This is a genomic window from Pantoea sp. ANP04 (assembly GCF_041982285.1).
Taxonomy (GTDB): Bacteria; Pseudomonadota; Gammaproteobacteria; order Enterobacterales; family Enterobacteriaceae; genus Pantoea; species Pantoea eucalypti.
The window spans coordinates 62,184-77,918 of the sequence record NZ_JAUTYS010000012.1 but is presented as its reverse complement, the minus strand read 5'-3'; the positions used below and the strand labels follow the sequence as shown (position 1 = coordinate 77,918).

Sequence of the window (15,735 nt, the reverse complement as noted above, 5' to 3'; positions counted from 1 at the left end):
TGAAATTATGCCGCTATAAGCCTGAATTAAACCTTAAGGTCTACACCGTTTCGCCTGCTGTAACGAAACGGCACACGCTATGACAGACAGTAATTTGGTTTGGTTTCATTGTGATGGCAATCACATCGTATTTATTTAGGAATAGTCCCGCGCTCAATTCGCACGCCAACCTGCGCCGCCTGGGCTACAGCCCCCGGTTTGCTTACCTTTATTCGCACGCCAGGCGAACTGAAACGGTTCATCAACAGATCCGCGATTTCTTCAGCAACCCGCTCAACCAGGGCAAAACGCCCCCCGTTCAGATGCGTCAGGATCGCCAATGAGACATCCGCATAGCTCAGGCAATCTTTCACATCGTCGCTGCTGGCCGCCAGACGGTTATCCCAGGCCATTTCGACATCGAGCACCAGCTTCTGCTGTATGCCCTGTTCCCAGTCGTAAACGCCAATGGTGGTGAACACCGTGAGTTGTTCTATAAATACGATATCCATGATGAGGGTCTCTGTTTTTGGCTAAGCCGGATACCACTTCCGGCGGATTATGCGTATTATCCACGGTTGATGAGATCAAAACGACCCTAAAGGGAACGGTACGGTGTTATGAGTGCTTTCGCGCTTGGTATGATTATTTTCGCGTATCTTTGCGGCTCGATTTCCAGTGCGATTCTGGTTTGCAAACTCGCTGGCCTGCCCGATCCGCGCACACACGGTTCCGGCAATCCCGGTGCGACCAACGTACTGCGTCTGGGCGGTAAAGCCGCCGCAGCAACCGTATTAGTGTTTGATGTGCTGAAAGGGATGGTGCCGGTCTGGCTGGCCTATCTGATGCACGTCACGCCGCTTTATCTCGGCCTGACCGCCATTGCGGCCTGTCTGGGTCATATCTACCCGGTGTTCTTTCACTTTCGCGGCGGCAAAGGCGTGGCGACTGCATTCGGCGCGATAGCGCCAATTGGCTGGGACTTAACCGGGCTGGTTACCGGGACCTGGCTGTTAACGGTCTTACTCAGCGGCTATTCCTCGCTGGGTGCCATCGTCAGCGCCCTGATCGCGCCCTTTTATGTCTGGTGGTTCAAACCGCAGTTCACGTTCCCGGTCTCCATGCTCTCGTGTCTCATCCTGCTGCGTCATCACGACAATATTCAGCGGCTGTGGCGGGGTCAGGAAGGCAAGATCTGGAAGCGCAAAAAGAAATCTCAACCATAAAAAAAGCCGGCAAGCCGGCTTTTTTCACATCAGATGGCGGGCAGTTCCGCCAGCGGCCAGCGCGGTCGCACGCTGACGCTCAACTCGCCTCGGGTGCCGCCTTTTAACCGCACCATGCCCGCATACGCGATCATCGCACCGTTATCGGTACAGAACTCAGGACGGGCGTAGAACACCTCTCCGCCGCGCTTTTGCATCATGATCGCCATCTGCTCGCGCAGTGTGCGGTTAGCGCTGACACCGCCCGCAATCACCAGACGCTTAAAGCCTGTCTCATCCAGTGCACGCTTGCATTTGATCGACAGCGTATCGACGACTGCATCTTCAAACGCACGGGCGATATCAGCACGGGTCTGATCATCGTCAGGATTGGCGCGAATGGTATTCGCAGCAAAGGTTTTGAGGCCGGAGAAGCTGAAATCCAGGCCCGGACGGTCAGTCATCGGACGCGGGAAGGTAAAGCGTCCCGCTGTGCCCTGCTGCGCCATCTTCGACAGCATTGGCCCACCCGGATAATCCAGACCGAGCAGCTTCGCCGTCTTATCAAAGGCCTCACCCGCGGCATCATCGATCGATTCACCAAGCAGCACATATTGACCGACGCCAGTAACGCTAATCAGCTGAGTATGTCCGCCCGAGACCAGAAGGGCGACAAACGGAAATTCCGGTGGATTCTCTTCCAGCATCGGCGCCAGCAGATGGCCTTCCATATGATGGACCGGCACCGCAGGCACTTTCCACGCAAATGCCAGGGCGCGACCAATGGTGGCACCGACCAGCAGCGCACCAACCAGTCCGGGACCCGCTGTGTAGGCTACGGCATCAATCTGCTGCGGCGCCAGACCGGCCTCTTTCAGTGCGGCCTGAATCAGCGGCACGGTTTTACGCACGTGATCACGTGAGGCCAGTTCCGGCACCACACCGCCATAATCGGCGTGCAGTTTTACCTGGCTGTAGAGCTGGTTAGCCAGTAATCCGGCCTCGTCATCATAAATAGCGATGCCAGTTTCATCGCACGACGTTTCAATACCCAGAATTCGCATTGCATCACCTCATTCTTGCGGCGCGCAGTTTATCACAGCAATTGGATGTGCAGCGCGGACATCCGGCGTAAAAAGTCATTTTCTGTCGGCTAAAGAGTGCGCTATACTCCCGCCCCTGGAAAAACCGGCAGCCGCACAGGCAAACGCTCCTGTTGGTTTCAAATTATCCTTGGTGCTTTACAAACCAACGCGAGTTGGAGTAAAATGCTGCACCATTTTGAAATGTGCTGGCGCCGCAGTCAGCAGCAAAAACCGAATTTTATCGAGGTGAGAGTTACATGCCGGTAATTAAAGTACGTGAAAACGAGCCATTTGACGTAGCACTGCGTCGCTTCAAGCGTTCATGCGAGAAAGCAGGCGTTCTGGCTGAAGTTCGTCGTCGTGAGTTCTATGAAAAACCGACTACCGAACGTAAGCGCGCTAAAGCGTCAGCAGTTAAGCGTCACGCCAAGAAACTGGCTCGCGAAAACGCACGCCGCACTCGTCTGTACTAAGTCGTTCCGGAGGTTCGCCTCCACCGCGTGATTCACGCAGACAGAGTCAAGTAAAAGGCCGTGCTTTCCGAAAGGAAGCGCGGCTTGTTGCCGTTTATGAGCTGAAAATCTGGGGCGTATGGCTGGACGAATTCCACGCGTATTTATCAACGATTTACTTGCCCGCACGGATATCGTGGATCTTATCGATGCCCGCGTTAAGCTGAAAAAGCAGGGTAAGAATTTTCATGCGTGCTGTCCTTTCCATAATGAAAAAACGCCCTCTTTCACCGTAAACGGCGAAAAACAGTTCTATCACTGTTTCGGCTGTGGTGCACACGGCAATGCTATCGACTTTTTAATGAACTTTGATCGTCTGGAGTTCGTTGAAAGTATTGAAGAGCTGGCCACTTCCCACGGTTTAGACGTGCCTTACGAAGCAGGCAGCGGGCCCAGCCAGATGGAACGCCATCAGCGCCAGAGCCTGTATCAGCTGATGGAGAACCTGAACGGTTTTTATCAGCAGGGCCTGCAGCAATCCAGTGCGCAGCCAGCACGCGACTATCTTGATCGTCGTGGTCTGAGCGCCGACATCATCAATCATTTCGCTATAGGTTATGCGCCAGCCGGCTGGGACAACGTTCTCAAACGTTTTGGCAAGCAATCGGAAGACCGCGAGTCATTGATGGAAGCGGGCATGCTGGTCAGCAATGACAAAGGCCGTACCTATGACCGGTTTCGCGACCGCGTCATGTTTCCGATCCGCGATAAGCGTGGACGCGTCATTGGTTTTGGCGGACGCGTGCTGGGTAACGATACGCCGAAGTATCTCAACTCACCGGAAACACCCATTTTTCATAAAGGCCGTCAGCTCTATGGCCTGTATGAAGCCGTTAAGAACCATCCTGAACCCGCCCGCCTGTTAGTGGTCGAGGGATACATGGACGTGGTTGCGCTGGCGCAGTACGGCATCGATTATGCCGTTGCGTCATTAGGCACCTCAACCACTGCTGAACATATTCAGTTGCTGTTTCGCAGTACCGACACCGTGATCTGCTGTTACGACGGCGACAGAGCGGGTCGTGAAGCGGCCTGGCGTGCGCTCGAGACCGCATTGCCTTACATGAATGATGGTCGTCAGCTACGCTTTATGTTTTTACCCGATGGTGAAGATCCGGATACGCTGGTTCGTAAAGAGGGTAAAGTCGCCTTCGAAGCGAGGATGGAGCAGGCGATGCCGCTCTCTTCGTTTTTATTTGATAGCCTGCTGCCGCAGGTGGATCTGAGCTCACGCGATGGAAAAGCGCGCCTGAGCACATTGGCTTTACCGCTGATAACGCAGATTCCCGGTGAGACCTTACGTATTTATATGCGTCAGGAGCTGGGGAATAAACTGGGTATTCTTGACGATAATCAGCTTGAAAAGCTGATGCCGAAGCAGGCCGCAAGCGGAACCGCACCGGTTGCGCCTCCGTTGAAGCGTACCACCATGCGTGTACTGATTGCGTTACTGATTCAGAACCCACAACTGGCCACGATGGTGCCTTCTCTGGATGGGCTGTCTGAGTCAAAAATGCCGGGTTTACCGCTATTTATTGAATTAGTGGGCCGTTGTAATGAGAATCCTGGATTGACCACCGGTCAGCTACTAGAGTTATATCGCGGAACAAATTTTAGTCAGACGCTTGAAACACTGGCGATCTGGAACCACATGATAGTAGATGAAGAAGCCGAAGCGGTGTTTCAGGACTCGCTGGCCAGCATCTATGATGCTGCTCTTGAAGAGCGTCTGGAGTTTTTGATTGCGCGTGAGCGCACTCAGGGACTCAGCGCCGATGAGCGCCGTGAATTCTGGACACTCAGTCAGGCGTTTGCCAGGAAATAACTGTTTTCAGCATGCTGTCCATTCCGAATGATGAAAGGGCAGCCGCACGAATTTTAAGGGTCGGCGTCGATGCCAGTCTGGCTACCGCCAGCGCACAGCTCCCGGAGCGTACTGATGTACGTGAGGAGAGCGAGCACTGCCGGGAAGCAGAATGGCAAGTAAGCCAGGCCCTTAGCACAGAGTTAACAAGCGGCTTAAGTGCCGATTACTGATGGGCAAAGCCCACGCCGCGACGAAGGCAGCGGCAAGAACTAAACGCCTTCACTGCTTATTGTTGGCGCGCTGCCGACCGACACCAATCTAATTTAACAGAAGTGTGGATACCGTCTTATGGAGCAAAACCCGCAGTCACAGCTCAAGCTTCTTGTCACCCGTGGTAAGGAGCAAGGCTATCTGACCTATGCTGAGGTCAATGACCATCTGCCGGAAGATATCGTCGACTCAGATCAGATCGAAGACATCATCCAGATGATTAACGACATGGGTATTCAGGTGGTTGAAGAAGCCCCGGATGCCGACGATCTGATGCTGAACGAAAACAGCTCCGATACTGATGAAGATGCCGCAGAAGCTGCCGCTCAGGTGTTATCCAGCGTTGAATCTGAAATCGGGCGTACTACCGACCCGGTTCGCATGTATATGCGTGAAATGGGTACCGTTGAACTGCTGACGCGCGAAGGCGAAATCGACATCGCTAAGCGTATTGAAGACGGTATCAACCAGGTTCAGTGTTCTGTCGCCGAATACCCTGAAGCCATTACTTATCTTCTGGATCAGTATGACAAAGTTGAAGCAGGCGAATCACGCCTCTCCGACCTGATCACCGGTTTCGTCGATCCTAACGCAGAAGAAGATATTGCCCCAACGGCAACGCACGTAGGCTCTGAACTTTCTGAAGCCGATCGTAACGACGATGAAGAAGAAGATGAAGAGGATGACGACAGCTCCGACGACGATAACTCAATCGACCCGGAACTGGCGCGCGAGAAGTTTTCTGACCTGCGTAAGCAGTATGAAGCGACCCGCAGCGTGATTAAGAGCAAAGGTCGCAGTCATGCTGCTGCCGTTGCCGAAATCCAGAACCTTTCTGACGTCTTCAAACAGTTCCGCCTGGTACCGAAGCAGTTCGACTACCTGGTAGGCAGCATGCGCACTATGATGGAACGTGTCCGTACTCAGGAACGTCTGATCATGAAGCTCTGTATTGAGCTGTGCAAAATGCCGAAGAAGAACTTCATCACGCTGTTTACCGGCAACGAAACCAACGAAAGCTGGTTCAAAGCCGCTCTGGCGATGAACAAGCCGTGGTCTGAGAAACTGCTGGAAGTGCAGGATGACGTGATGCGTTCCCTGCAGAAACTGGCACAGGTTGAAGAAGAGACCGGCCTGACCATTGAACAGGTTAAAGATATTAACCGTCGCATGTCGATCGGTGAAGCCAAAGCGCGTCGCGCTAAGAAAGAGATGGTGGAAGCTAACCTGCGTCTGGTTATTTCGATTGCGAAGAAATATACCAACCGTGGTCTGCAGTTCCTCGACCTGATTCAGGAAGGTAATATCGGCCTGATGAAAGCGGTAGATAAGTTTGAATATCGCCGTGGTTACAAGTTCTCGACTTATGCGACCTGGTGGATCCGTCAGGCCATCACCCGCTCTATCGCCGACCAGGCGCGTACCATCCGTATTCCGGTGCATATGATTGAGACAATCAACAAGCTCAACCGTATTTCGCGCCAGATGCTGCAGGAGATGGGCCGCGAACCAACGCCGGAAGAGCTGGCTGAGCGTATGCTGATGCCAGAAGATAAAATTCGCAAAGTACTGAAAATCGCTAAAGAGCCGATCTCTATGGAGACGCCGATTGGTGATGATGAAGATTCACATCTGGGCGATTTTATCGAAGACACCACGCTGGAGCTGCCGCTGGATTCTGCAACGTCAGAGAGTCTGCGTTCTGCCACCCATGACGTGCTGGCTGGCCTGACCGCGCGCGAAGCGAAAGTACTGCGCATGCGTTTCGGTATTGATATGAACACGGACCATACGCTGGAAGAAGTGGGCAAACAGTTCGACGTGACGCGTGAGCGTATTCGTCAGATTGAAGCGAAAGCCCTGCGTAAACTGCGCCATCCGAGCCGTTCGGAAGTGCTGCGTAGCTTCCTCGACGATTAAGTCCGACAAAAACCCCGGTTCGCCGGGGTTTTTTATGCCTGCCTGTTCGCGCCACTCCCCTGCCCTGCCCGACGTCAGTGACTCTCCGGATGCAGTTCCAGCCAGAGCTGACGATACGCCCCGACCATCTCGTCCAGTGATGCACGATTCAGTCCGCTGGGATTCGGCAACACCCACACCTGAGTTTTCCCCATACATATCGGCTGTTTGCCCCATTCGACTTTGCTCTGTTTAAAAGCACGACGGAATGCATCCTTACCCAGAATGGCCAGCGCGGCGGGTTGATAATCCAGAACCTTCTCCATAAGGCGTTTACCGCCATCCCGCAGCTCATCAGGCGCAAGCTCATTTGCCTGCACAGTTGGCCGTTCTACCAGCATGGTGATGCCGCAGCCGGTTTCCGTCAGGCGCTGCTCCTCTTCCGGCTTCAGCTGCTGCCGGGTGAATCCCGCCAGATGAATAACCTTCCAGAACCGGTTTCCGGGATGCGCAAAGTGAAATCCCTGATGGGCCGTTGACTGACCTGGATTGATGCCGCAGAACAGCACATCAAGATCGGAGCTGATAATGTCGCGGATAGCATGCTCACTCATGCCGCCACCTCCAGCGTACGCTGCTTAAGCGCGTCGCGACTGCGTTGCAGCATCTGACTGGCCCGCTCAGCATCCGGACAGGCCCGTGCCAGCGCCAGTGCGCCCACCATCTCTGCCAGCATGCTGGAGGCCAGCGCTTCCACATCCGGCAATCTCAGCTCACGCAGTATCTGCACCAGACCGGCATGCATCGTATTGAAGCCCTGGGCGAAGATCTGCCGTGTCGGCTGTGGAAGATGGGCCACTTCGCTCACCAGTGCCGCCAGCGGACAGCCCTGAGCCGGTGCATTGCGATGCGCATCGGAAAGATAGCTATCAATAAAATCAGCCAGCTGCGTTGCTGGTTGGGTCACGGATTTAGCAGGCCTGAAGGTATCAGATTCAGCAAACATATGTTTCAGCACCTCCTCAACCAGCTCCTCGCGTGACGCAAAATGTGCATAGAAGCCGCCATGTGTCAGGCCAACCCGCTTCATCAGCGCCGCCACTCCAATCCCTTCAGTGCCGGTTTCACGCATCACACGCGCCGCCTCATTAAGGATACGCTGGCGCGTATGCGCTTTGCTGCCCTGCTTTTCCATATCATCTCCTGCGGTTTTTGCTGCATGGCTTCTGGCTATTATAGTAATTATTACGCTCATCATATTCCAGCTTGACGACAAATATGATGATCGTCATATTGATAGTTATTATGACGACCATCATACGAGGAAGCAAACATGTCACTATCAGGCACAGCTTTAATCACAGGCGCATCCAGCGGTATCGGTGCAACGTACGCAAAACGACTGGCAGCACGCGGTTATGACCTCATCCTGGTCGCACGGGATCAGGCACGACTCACCACACTGGCTGATGCGCTGACACAACAGCACGATATTCGGGTAACCGTGATGAAGGCTGACTTAACGCATGAGCGGGACCTGCAGCGTGTGGAGTCAGAGCTCGCAAACAACGCACAGATTACGCTGCTGCTGAACAACGCAGGCATGGGTGTCGAAAGCGAGTTTCTGGAGGCGGACATCACACGCATCAACAGCATGCTGGCGTTAAATATTCTGGCACCGACGCGTCTGGCACAGGCGGCTGGCCGGGCATTTAAAGCACGCGGTCACGGCATTATTATCAATATCGCCTCGGTGCTGTCGCTGGTGCATGAGATGTTCAATGGCGCCTATAACGCCACTAAGTCTTATGTACTGACCCTGACGCGCGCCATGCAGCGTGAACTCGCGGAGAGCGGTGTGCAGGTTCAGGCGGTGTTACCCGGCGCAACCCGTACAGAGATTTTTGATCGCGCAGGCCAGTCTATTAATGAAATCCCGGCTGAAATGCTGATGGACGTTGATGAGATGGTGGACGCCGCGCTGGCCGGACTCGACAGCAAGGAGACGGTAACTATTCCGGCGCTGGAAGATCTGCAGATGTGGCACGACTACGATCAGGCACGTGGCGCGATGGTTCCCCATCTTTCAAGGAATCGATCAGCATCTCGTTATCGTCAAAGCTGAGTCAGTCATCTGCCATAGCACCTGACATCGGGTTTTACTTAAGGCACGGGGAAGCATTATCCGTGCCGATTTGCGACTACTGCGCCAGGCGTTGCCAGTTTTGTTATATAAATCAGCAGGTAAATCACTGCTGCTTATTTCAGCAACCGGTAGCTGAGTGCTGGATCGTCCTGAAGAGATACTTTATAATCCCCGCTCCGCTGGCCCCTTAGCTCAGTGGTTAGAGCAGGCGACTCATAATCGCTTGGTCGCTGGTTCAAGCCCAGCAGGGGCCACCAAATTTGTTGATTTAAATCATGCAATTAAGCCACCTTTCAGGGTGGCTTTTTTGTTTTCAGGATCTACCATTGGCAGCAGAATGGCAGCAGGATTTTCCAACCCCTTTCATCTTTCGCCACTACATATCATTCAAGATGAACCCCACAACGATTTTCTTTAGCTCTAACAGACGAATTTTCGTAACAAAGGATGAGATATGCTTTCGCCTAATGGTCAGATGAGTATCCATAAATGGGCGTGACTGGCAGTAGTTTTACGCTAATTAAAACTCTAAGAGCCATATGATCGTTTTTAGATAAAAATTCATGCTTTAAATAGCTTGATTTTTTTATGGGCATGAGTATTGTTAAAGGACGGATGAGCTCTATCGTGCCCCCGTTTAATCCCCGTAGCCCATATTCTGTGCATACGGACGTGAGATAGACATAGTCACAGCAATAGCTGTATGTATGCATGCAGAATTATGGAGTTCGTAATATGAAATCACTCATTGCACCTGACAACATCACCATGCTGGCTGCTGTTATTAATGATGTTGCTTATCCTCTATTTGATTACAAAAACAATGTTGAATTAACTTCCAGCAGTCGGATGCGGGCCATAAAAAATACAGTAAGTTACTCATTTGGCCATAAAAGCGGTTCCGCTCTCACTTTTGATTTGAAGTTTTCAGATCAGAAAAAAAACGACAAACCGTTTAAATTAGAAATTCAGCATAATTTCGATAACTTGAATGAGAATTTCAAAAATCGTTTTGGTAAAGAGCCAAAAGATTTCAGTATGTTTCTTGCCGAAGAAATTAGCCTGAAAGTTTCTCGCCATCCTTCCGGACGTTACAACCTCGAGTATAGAATTAATAAAAGAGGCCTGCATAATCAATTTTTGGGCACTTTTATAGGAAATACATCGCCGCGACAATTTTATGAATCGTCTTTCCGCCTCTATCATTTCTTGATGATGGCTGGATATGAGGTAGAGTTTAGCGGAATGGTTAAACTTGAATATCTGAATAGCGTTTTGGTTGAATTGGACTTCGATACCAGGATGAGATTGCGCGGATGGATCTACCGCCAGTATAATACACAGGAAGATAAAGCCATTCGCAGATTGGTGGATCAAAGTGTTAAAGCTGCCTTTGAAAAAATGGGGCTAATTTATCAGGCTAATTTATTTGGTGATTTTGGAAAAACTTTTATGCCAATGTCACTTTTTGCAGAAGGTGTATTGATTCCTGAAATCTACTTTACTGAAGAATCGTTGCAAGGGAAAAAATTGCAACCTTACCGCTAATTCCATCAGTACACTGATCTGACTAACATTAATTAAACCGGGAATAACCCCGGTTTAATTACCTAAACAAAGTTAAGTATCTGTAAATTTTTAGTTACATCAGCAAATAATGCTGTTTTCATATTCATATTCTTTTTTCATGAAAGAGATAATTATTTTCTTCCAGTAATTAATCATATTCAAATAATAAAAAGAAAAGTAAACATATACATAACAAATGCTCAAATAGAACACTTTCAACTCATTAGGGCTCACAGCCATAATGGTTGTTGCTGGCCCCTACTCGGATGAGGCGGCACTGGCTTAACCGCTCCGGGCTTCATGATGATCTCTGACACGGTTTCATGAGATTTAAAAGTGCAGCTGCAATTGATGTTCTGGCACTGGTTATATCGTTCTTTGGTTGTTGCTGATACCTGAAAGCTACTGCGGGTATGTGCGGCATTCCCACACAAAGGGCAATTCATCATCATTTTGTCTCCATAACCCAATTGAGATAAATATTACTCAATTTAACCATTTTGAGATAGTTTTATTCCATTTCAAGTGAATCTATTTTCACTTCAAGCTCAATATTTGTCGTATAACCGTTTTCCGAGCTCAGGCTGTGCGTTAGCGTCGTGATGATCCACTCCCCCGCATCAATTGGCTGTTTGAACCCGCTTACCTTCACCGGCATCTCCGTGTAAAGATCTGCTCGACCACACGCCAGCTGTATAGAGAACGTCGCCACACCACGCTGAAGGCGCTCCCATTGCATTTTGGCCGCCCGCTCTGCATTGCCCCGGTTTGCGTAAGTGCGGCTCAGTACCAGCACGTTTTCATCCGTGCCGATCAGGTAATCCCCCTGCTTCGCCTCCGGCTCTTTCTTCTTCGTCGTGGTTTTGCGTCGCCTGCGCTTCACCTTCGCCACCGGCTTCTTTGACGGTTCGCGAGTGTGTAGCCAGCTGGCGATCACGCCGGTGTAAGAGTCGCGGTCCGCCAGGGTGAAGCGGTGGCTGTCCCCGTCCCTGCGCTGAAGGGTGATCACCGGCAGCGCCTTACCGCTTGCCGTCTTCCCCTGTCCCTGCCGGATAAACAGCAGATTGCCGTCCTTGACGCAGGCCACAGCGCCGCACTGTTTAGCTAGGCGCATCAGAAAGCTGGCGTCGGATTCGTTAGTCTGATCAAGGTGGTCAATTTCTGCGGCGGCCATGTCTTCACCCATTGCCGCCTTCAGCTTATGGCGCCCGGCGATGTCCCGGACAATTTCGCCTGCTGTGGTTTTGTGCCAGGACTTCTCCCGCTTCGTGTTCAGCGTCTGCCGGAAGTCCGCGCTGCGCGCCCTCAGCGTCAGCCGGTCAGGCGTGCCGCTGTGCTCGATTTCGTCAACCGTATAGCTGCCTTTCGGGAAAAGCGCCTCTCCCTGCCAGCCCAGCGACAGCGAAAGCACGACGCCCCGGCGTGGCAGCTGCAGCTGGCCGTCTGCGTCGTCCAGCTCGATGTCCAGCTGGTCCGCCTCAAAGCCACGGTTGTCGGTAAGCGTCAGGCTTAGCAGGCGCTTTTCCAGCTTCTGCGTGATGTCTGCGCCGTCCATCGTCAGACGGAACGCGGGGGAATTCTGCTGGCCGGTAATCCACGGACTGGTCATCATGAGAATAACCCTCCCGCTGCGGCGCTGACCTTCCCGGCGGCGGTAGTAGCCGCACTCTGCATGACGGAAAGCTGATCGCTGAGGCTGCCGAACATTTCCCCCAGCGATTCATCGGTGCGCTTCAGCGTCAGCGTGAATTCAATGCGGCGGCACACGCCGCTGCTGAAGAACTCCGCTTTGGTCTGGTTAAGGCTCTCGATTACGAACATACCGTAAATCGTTCCGCTGCCCTCAATGAGGGGCCACGCGCGGCCCAGCTCCGCAATCTGCTCCAGCGCAAACAGCGACAGCCTGCCGCCGGTAATCTCCGGCAGCAGCACGCCGGAAAGCGTCAACGTGTCGTTGTCCGGGCCTAAGAACTGCAGCGAAGGCCGCACGCCGACCCGGCTGTTTGACGGGAAGCGCCAGCTGCGCTGATACTGCAGCTCCTGATAGGGCACCGTCTTCAGCATGAAAACAAATAAGCCCAGCGTCATCATCATTCCTCTAATCCTCCCCTGTCACGGTAGCTGCTGCGCTCGCGCGCCTCAGCCTTCCGCTGCTCTGCCTGAAGCCTGCGCATCACTTCATCAACCAGATCCTGCTGACTCTGCCCCGGCTGCTGCACGATGGTGAACGAGGCGTTAATCTGCGGCGCTGTGTTTGCCGCTGTGCCGCTCATGCGTGGCGCATCCTGCCGGTATGCCTGCGCGGGCAGACTCAGCGGATGCAGCGGTGCAGCTGTGGCAGGTGCCGCCGCACCGCCCAGCGTCAGCGCCGCCAGTGCCGCCAGCCCTGCGGTGCGCCTGCGGCTGGTCACTTTAGCCGGGCCGTTAATCAGTTCGGGGCCGTTCTCACCCACGATACCCATCTGGCCGGAAGGAATATGGCCGCCGGTGTCGTACATGCGCGGGAACCCGCCCGGCGGCAGCACCACTTTTCCGGCGTTGTTGACTGCAGCAGCTGGAACCTGAGCAGGCAACTTCACGCTGGCCGACGCCTTACTAATCAGACCGAATTTATCCAGTAGATCAGTTACCCCTGATTTCAGCGTGTCCAGCGGGTGCATCACCATGCTGAGGCCATCGGCCAGCGCCTGACCAAACTCCTTACCCTTCGCGGCTGCGCTGTCCAGCTCAGCCCCCGTGGACTGCACCGGCGTCAGCAGGTCGCGGAACCAGCCGAACAGCGCCTGCACTTTATCGCCAATCCACTGAAAAACCGGCTTCAGCGGGGCAAACGCCTCACTTACCGGGGCGGCGGCAGCCCTGAATCCCTCAACCACGCCGCCGAGAAATGCTTTAATCGGCTGCCAGTATTTCCAGACAACCAGCGCCACGCCTGCCAGCGCGGCGACCAGCAGCCCGACAGGACTCAGCAGTGCGCCCATGGCCCATGAAATGCCGGTCAGCGCAACGCGAAGCACCGCCACGGGACCGGACGCCAGCCAGCGCAGCACCTGACCCGTACCGCTAAGCAGTACCCGACCTGCCGCCACCGGGTTCATCATCATTCCGGCAGCGGCGGACACGCCGCGCATGGCTCCCCTGAACAGGTGCAGTGGCGCACCTGCCACCGCCTTAAGTGCATTACCCGCCATGCCTGCGCTGGCGCGGAGTGAAGCAAGCGGCCCGGCCAGCAGGCTGACGCGCCCGCCCGCGTCGCCCATTCCCCGCCGCAGCAGGCTCAGAGGGGCGCTTCCCAGCCAGCCGAGCATACTGCCTGCCCGTGATGCTGCTGAAGCAAGCCCCGGCAGCGCCTTAAGCCCCAGCACGTTGCAGCTCAGGCGCAGCAGCGCCAGCGGTCCCAGCACCGCAGCCAGGCCGATCATAAGCGTACCCAGCGCAATCACCACCACCGATACAACCGCCGCGGCCTTCACGATCGTGCCCGCCAGTTCCTTGTTGTTTTCCACCCAGCGACGGGTCACACCGGTGACTTTCTTCACCATATCCATAATGTCCATCAGCGGCGTGCGCAGCGAATCGCCCAGGCCGCTCATGGTGTTGGATACGCCGGTTTTAGTCAGCATCCACTGTGCGGAAAGAGAGTCCTTATTGATGTCAGATTCCTTCTGCATCGAACCCTTTGCAGCATCCCCCTGCGTCAGTGCCAGCTGGCGGCGCAGTTCCGGCATGTTATTGACAAGTTTTGCCGCTGCAGGGCCGAACTCCTTGCCAAAGAGCATCGTCAGCGCGGGCACTCTCTTGCTGTCCGGCAGTTTTTTAACCTTTTCCAGCACGCGCATGATGGTGCCCATCGCGTCCGTGGTCATCTGCTTTTCAATCTTTGCCGGGTCCAGCTTCAGCAGGTCCATGCCGTCCATAAACCGGTTACTCTGCATCGTGGCTATGGACAGTTCGCGCACCATGGCATTAGCGGAACTGGCCGCAATCTCAGAGGTGGCACCCAGCGTCAGGAACGTTGACCCCAGCGCCGCCACCTGACGGAAGTTCATCCTGTCGGCCACGCCGCCCATGCGCTGCATAACATCAATGATGTCAGCACCCTTGGACATGGCGTTGTCGTCCAGGTAGTTCAGCGCGTCGCCCAACTGCTCGATGTTGCGCGTGGGAATGTTGTACAGCTGCGCAATCTTGCCCAGCCCTTCGGCCAGCTCACCGGCGGGCAGCTCAAACGCGGTTGACGCCTTAGCCGCCGTGGTGGCGAACGCCAGCAGGTCGCGCTTCTGGTCCTCGTAGGAGTCGTTCTGGTTGGTCACGCCCATGCGCGCGCCGCCCTCAACCAGCGCGGCGTAGTCAATCGCGCCGTTTTCCATCGGCAGCTGCTCACTGGCGGCCTTGATGGCGGCCTGCATGTCATAGAACTGCTTAGTGCGGTTTCCGTCGTTATCGCGCAGCCCGTTAACCTGCTTTGCCACGCCCTTCATGGCGTCTTCCATTGCTGCTGATGCATGCACGGCGGCAGCAACAGGCGCAACCATCGCCAGCCCGGCGGCAGACGTTGCCGCACCGGCACCGGCCACGCGGTCGCGTACCTCAAGCGAACGGGAATAGCGCTCACGCACCGCGCTCAGTTTTGCCTGACGTTCTCCCAGCTTTTTAAGCGACTGCTGCTGCCGGTCAATGGCGGCGCGCGCCTCGTCCGACTGACTTTTAAGCTCGCGCTGTGCCTGGCTCAGTTTTTTTGTGTCAATACCGGCAGCGCCCAGCGCCTCACGCTGACGCTGCACCGACAGGCGCAGCCCGTTGTAGGTCTGCTGCAGCTGGCTGGCGCGGTTTTTCGCCTGCTCCAGCACGCGGGCCTGCGCGGCGGTTGGCCTGTTAGTTTCCGTAAACTGTACGGCCAGCCGCGCCGCTTCTTCGCGGGCGGCCTTCAGGTTATTCGCGGTGATGGCAAGCTGTGAGCGGGTCTTGCGGAAGCCGTCGATACGCCCGGCCTGTGCGTCCAGCTCTTTGAGGGTGTTGCGGGTGTCGCGCAGCGAGCCAGCCAGCTCACGGGTGCTGTCGCGGGCGCTGCGGAAGGGGCGCGTCAGCTTATCGACCGCACCCAGCACGACCTGCAGACGCAGATTTTTATCACTCATCGCTGGCCCCGTGTCGCAGGATTGCTTTGTGCCGCCACTCCAGCACCTCGGTCAGCGTCATGGATTCGGTAACGGAGGGCGGCCAGTGAAAGACGGTGGCGATGTCCGCCACCAGATCGTCAACC

Annotated in this window: 15 protein-coding genes and 1 tRNA gene; 7 read left to right on the top strand and 9 right to left on the bottom strand. The window is 54.6% G+C overall.

What is annotated here, in order from left to right:
- Window positions 1-131: 131 nt before the first annotated feature.
- A complete protein-coding gene (folB, locus tag Q7C21_RS16620; RefSeq protein ID WP_039659376.1) occupies window positions 132-491 on the bottom strand; it encodes a bifunctional dihydroneopterin aldolase/7,8-dihydroneopterin epimerase in 360 nt (119 codons plus the stop codon).
- Window positions 492-599: 108 nt separating this feature from the next.
- On the opposite strand from folB, the gene plsY reads away from it, so the two are divergent.
- The gene (gene plsY / locus Q7C21_RS16615; RefSeq protein ID WP_003848436.1) at window positions 600-1,205 is read left to right on the top strand and encodes a glycerol-3-phosphate 1-O-acyltransferase PlsY; all 606 of its coding nucleotides are present in this window, start codon (window positions 600-602) and stop codon (window positions 1,203-1,205) included.
- Between the two features lie 29 nt (window positions 1,206-1,234).
- Here the strand turns inward: plsY and tsaD are convergent, their stop codons facing one another.
- Window positions 1,235-2,248: a tRNA (adenosine(37)-N6)-threonylcarbamoyltransferase complex transferase subunit TsaD gene (tsaD, locus tag Q7C21_RS16610; protein WP_039659377.1), complete on the bottom strand. Its 1,014-nt coding sequence runs from the start codon at window positions 2,246-2,248 to the stop codon at window positions 1,235-1,237.
- Between the two features lie 278 nt (window positions 2,249-2,526).
- Here tsaD and rpsU point away from each other — a divergent pair, with 278 nt between their 5' ends.
- The 3 genes from rpsU to rpoD all read left to right on the top strand — a co-directional run bounded on the left by rpsU (window position 2,527) and on the right by rpoD (window position 6,778).
- On the top strand, window positions 2,527-2,742 hold the full coding sequence (gene rpsU / locus Q7C21_RS16605) for a 30S ribosomal protein S21 (RefSeq protein WP_001144069.1): 216 nt from the start codon (window positions 2,527-2,529) through the stop codon (window positions 2,740-2,742).
- A gap of 118 nt (window positions 2,743-2,860) precedes the next feature.
- Window positions 2,861-4,606, top strand: coding sequence for a DNA primase (gene dnaG, locus Q7C21_RS16600; protein WP_039659379.1), 1,746 nt, complete (start codon window positions 2,861-2,863; stop codon window positions 4,604-4,606).
- 330 nt (window positions 4,607-4,936) lie between these two features.
- The gene (rpoD, locus tag Q7C21_RS16595) at window positions 4,937-6,778 is read left to right on the top strand and encodes an RNA polymerase sigma factor RpoD (RefSeq protein WP_003848431.1); all 1,842 of its coding nucleotides are present in this window, start codon (window positions 4,937-4,939) and stop codon (window positions 6,776-6,778) included.
- 74 nt (window positions 6,779-6,852) lie between these two features.
- Here the strand turns inward: rpoD and mug are convergent, their stop codons facing one another.
- Together mug and Q7C21_RS16585 are read right to left on the bottom strand one after the other, a co-directional pair.
- Window positions 6,853-7,371: a G/U mismatch-specific DNA glycosylase gene (gene mug / locus Q7C21_RS16590; RefSeq protein WP_003848430.1), complete on the bottom strand. Its 519-nt coding sequence runs from the start codon at window positions 7,369-7,371 to the stop codon at window positions 6,853-6,855.
- Window positions 7,368-7,952: a TetR/AcrR family transcriptional regulator gene (locus tag Q7C21_RS16585; protein ID WP_375150936.1), complete on the bottom strand. Its 585-nt coding sequence runs from the start codon at window positions 7,950-7,952 to the stop codon at window positions 7,368-7,370. Before Q7C21_RS16585 ends, mug begins: the two co-directional genes overlap by 4 nt.
- A 138-nt stretch (window positions 7,953-8,090) precedes the next feature.
- Between Q7C21_RS16585 and Q7C21_RS16580 the strand changes: the two genes are divergently transcribed.
- The 3 genes from Q7C21_RS16580 (at window position 8,091) to Q7C21_RS16570 (ending at window position 10,451) form a co-directional block, all read left to right on the top strand.
- A complete protein-coding gene (locus Q7C21_RS16580) occupies window positions 8,091-8,882 on the top strand; it encodes an SDR family NAD(P)-dependent oxidoreductase (protein WP_375150935.1) in 792 nt (263 codons plus the stop codon).
- A 202-nt stretch (window positions 8,883-9,084) separates the two neighbouring features.
- Window positions 9,085-9,160: transfer RNA gene (locus tag Q7C21_RS16575), tRNA-Ile, on the top strand.
- 478 nt (window positions 9,161-9,638) lie between these two features.
- Window positions 9,639-10,451, top strand: a complete 813-nt coding sequence (locus Q7C21_RS16570) for a hypothetical protein (protein ID WP_375150934.1) — start codon at window positions 9,639-9,641, stop codon at window positions 10,449-10,451.
- Window positions 10,452-10,702: 251 nt separating this feature from the next.
- Here the strand turns inward: Q7C21_RS16570 and Q7C21_RS16565 are convergent, their stop codons facing one another.
- The 5 genes from Q7C21_RS16565 to Q7C21_RS16545 form a co-directional block, all read right to left on the bottom strand.
- Window positions 10,703-10,921 (bottom strand): ogr/Delta-like zinc finger family protein, encoded by a 219-nt coding sequence (locus tag Q7C21_RS16565; RefSeq protein ID WP_375150947.1) that lies wholly within the window; start codon window positions 10,919-10,921, stop codon window positions 10,703-10,705.
- Between the two features lie 62 nt (window positions 10,922-10,983).
- Window positions 10,984-12,084 (bottom strand): phage late control D family protein, encoded by a 1,101-nt coding sequence (locus Q7C21_RS16560; protein WP_375150933.1) that lies wholly within the window; start codon window positions 12,082-12,084, stop codon window positions 10,984-10,986.
- Entirely contained in the window at window positions 12,081-12,566 is a 486-nt protein-coding gene (locus Q7C21_RS16555; RefSeq protein WP_253419835.1) for a phage tail protein, read from the bottom strand. Before Q7C21_RS16555 ends, Q7C21_RS16560 begins: the two co-directional genes overlap by 4 nt.
- On the bottom strand, window positions 12,563-15,610 hold the full coding sequence (locus Q7C21_RS16550) for a phage tail tape measure protein (RefSeq protein ID WP_375150932.1): 3,048 nt from the start codon (window positions 15,608-15,610) through the stop codon (window positions 12,563-12,565). Before Q7C21_RS16550 ends, Q7C21_RS16555 begins: the two co-directional genes overlap by 4 nt.
- Window positions 15,603-15,722, bottom strand: a complete 120-nt coding sequence (locus Q7C21_RS16545) for a GpE family phage tail protein (RefSeq protein WP_009086867.1) — start codon at window positions 15,720-15,722, stop codon at window positions 15,603-15,605. The genes Q7C21_RS16550 and Q7C21_RS16545 overlap by 8 nt, the downstream gene beginning before the upstream one ends.
- Window positions 15,723-15,735 lie beyond the last annotated feature (13 nt).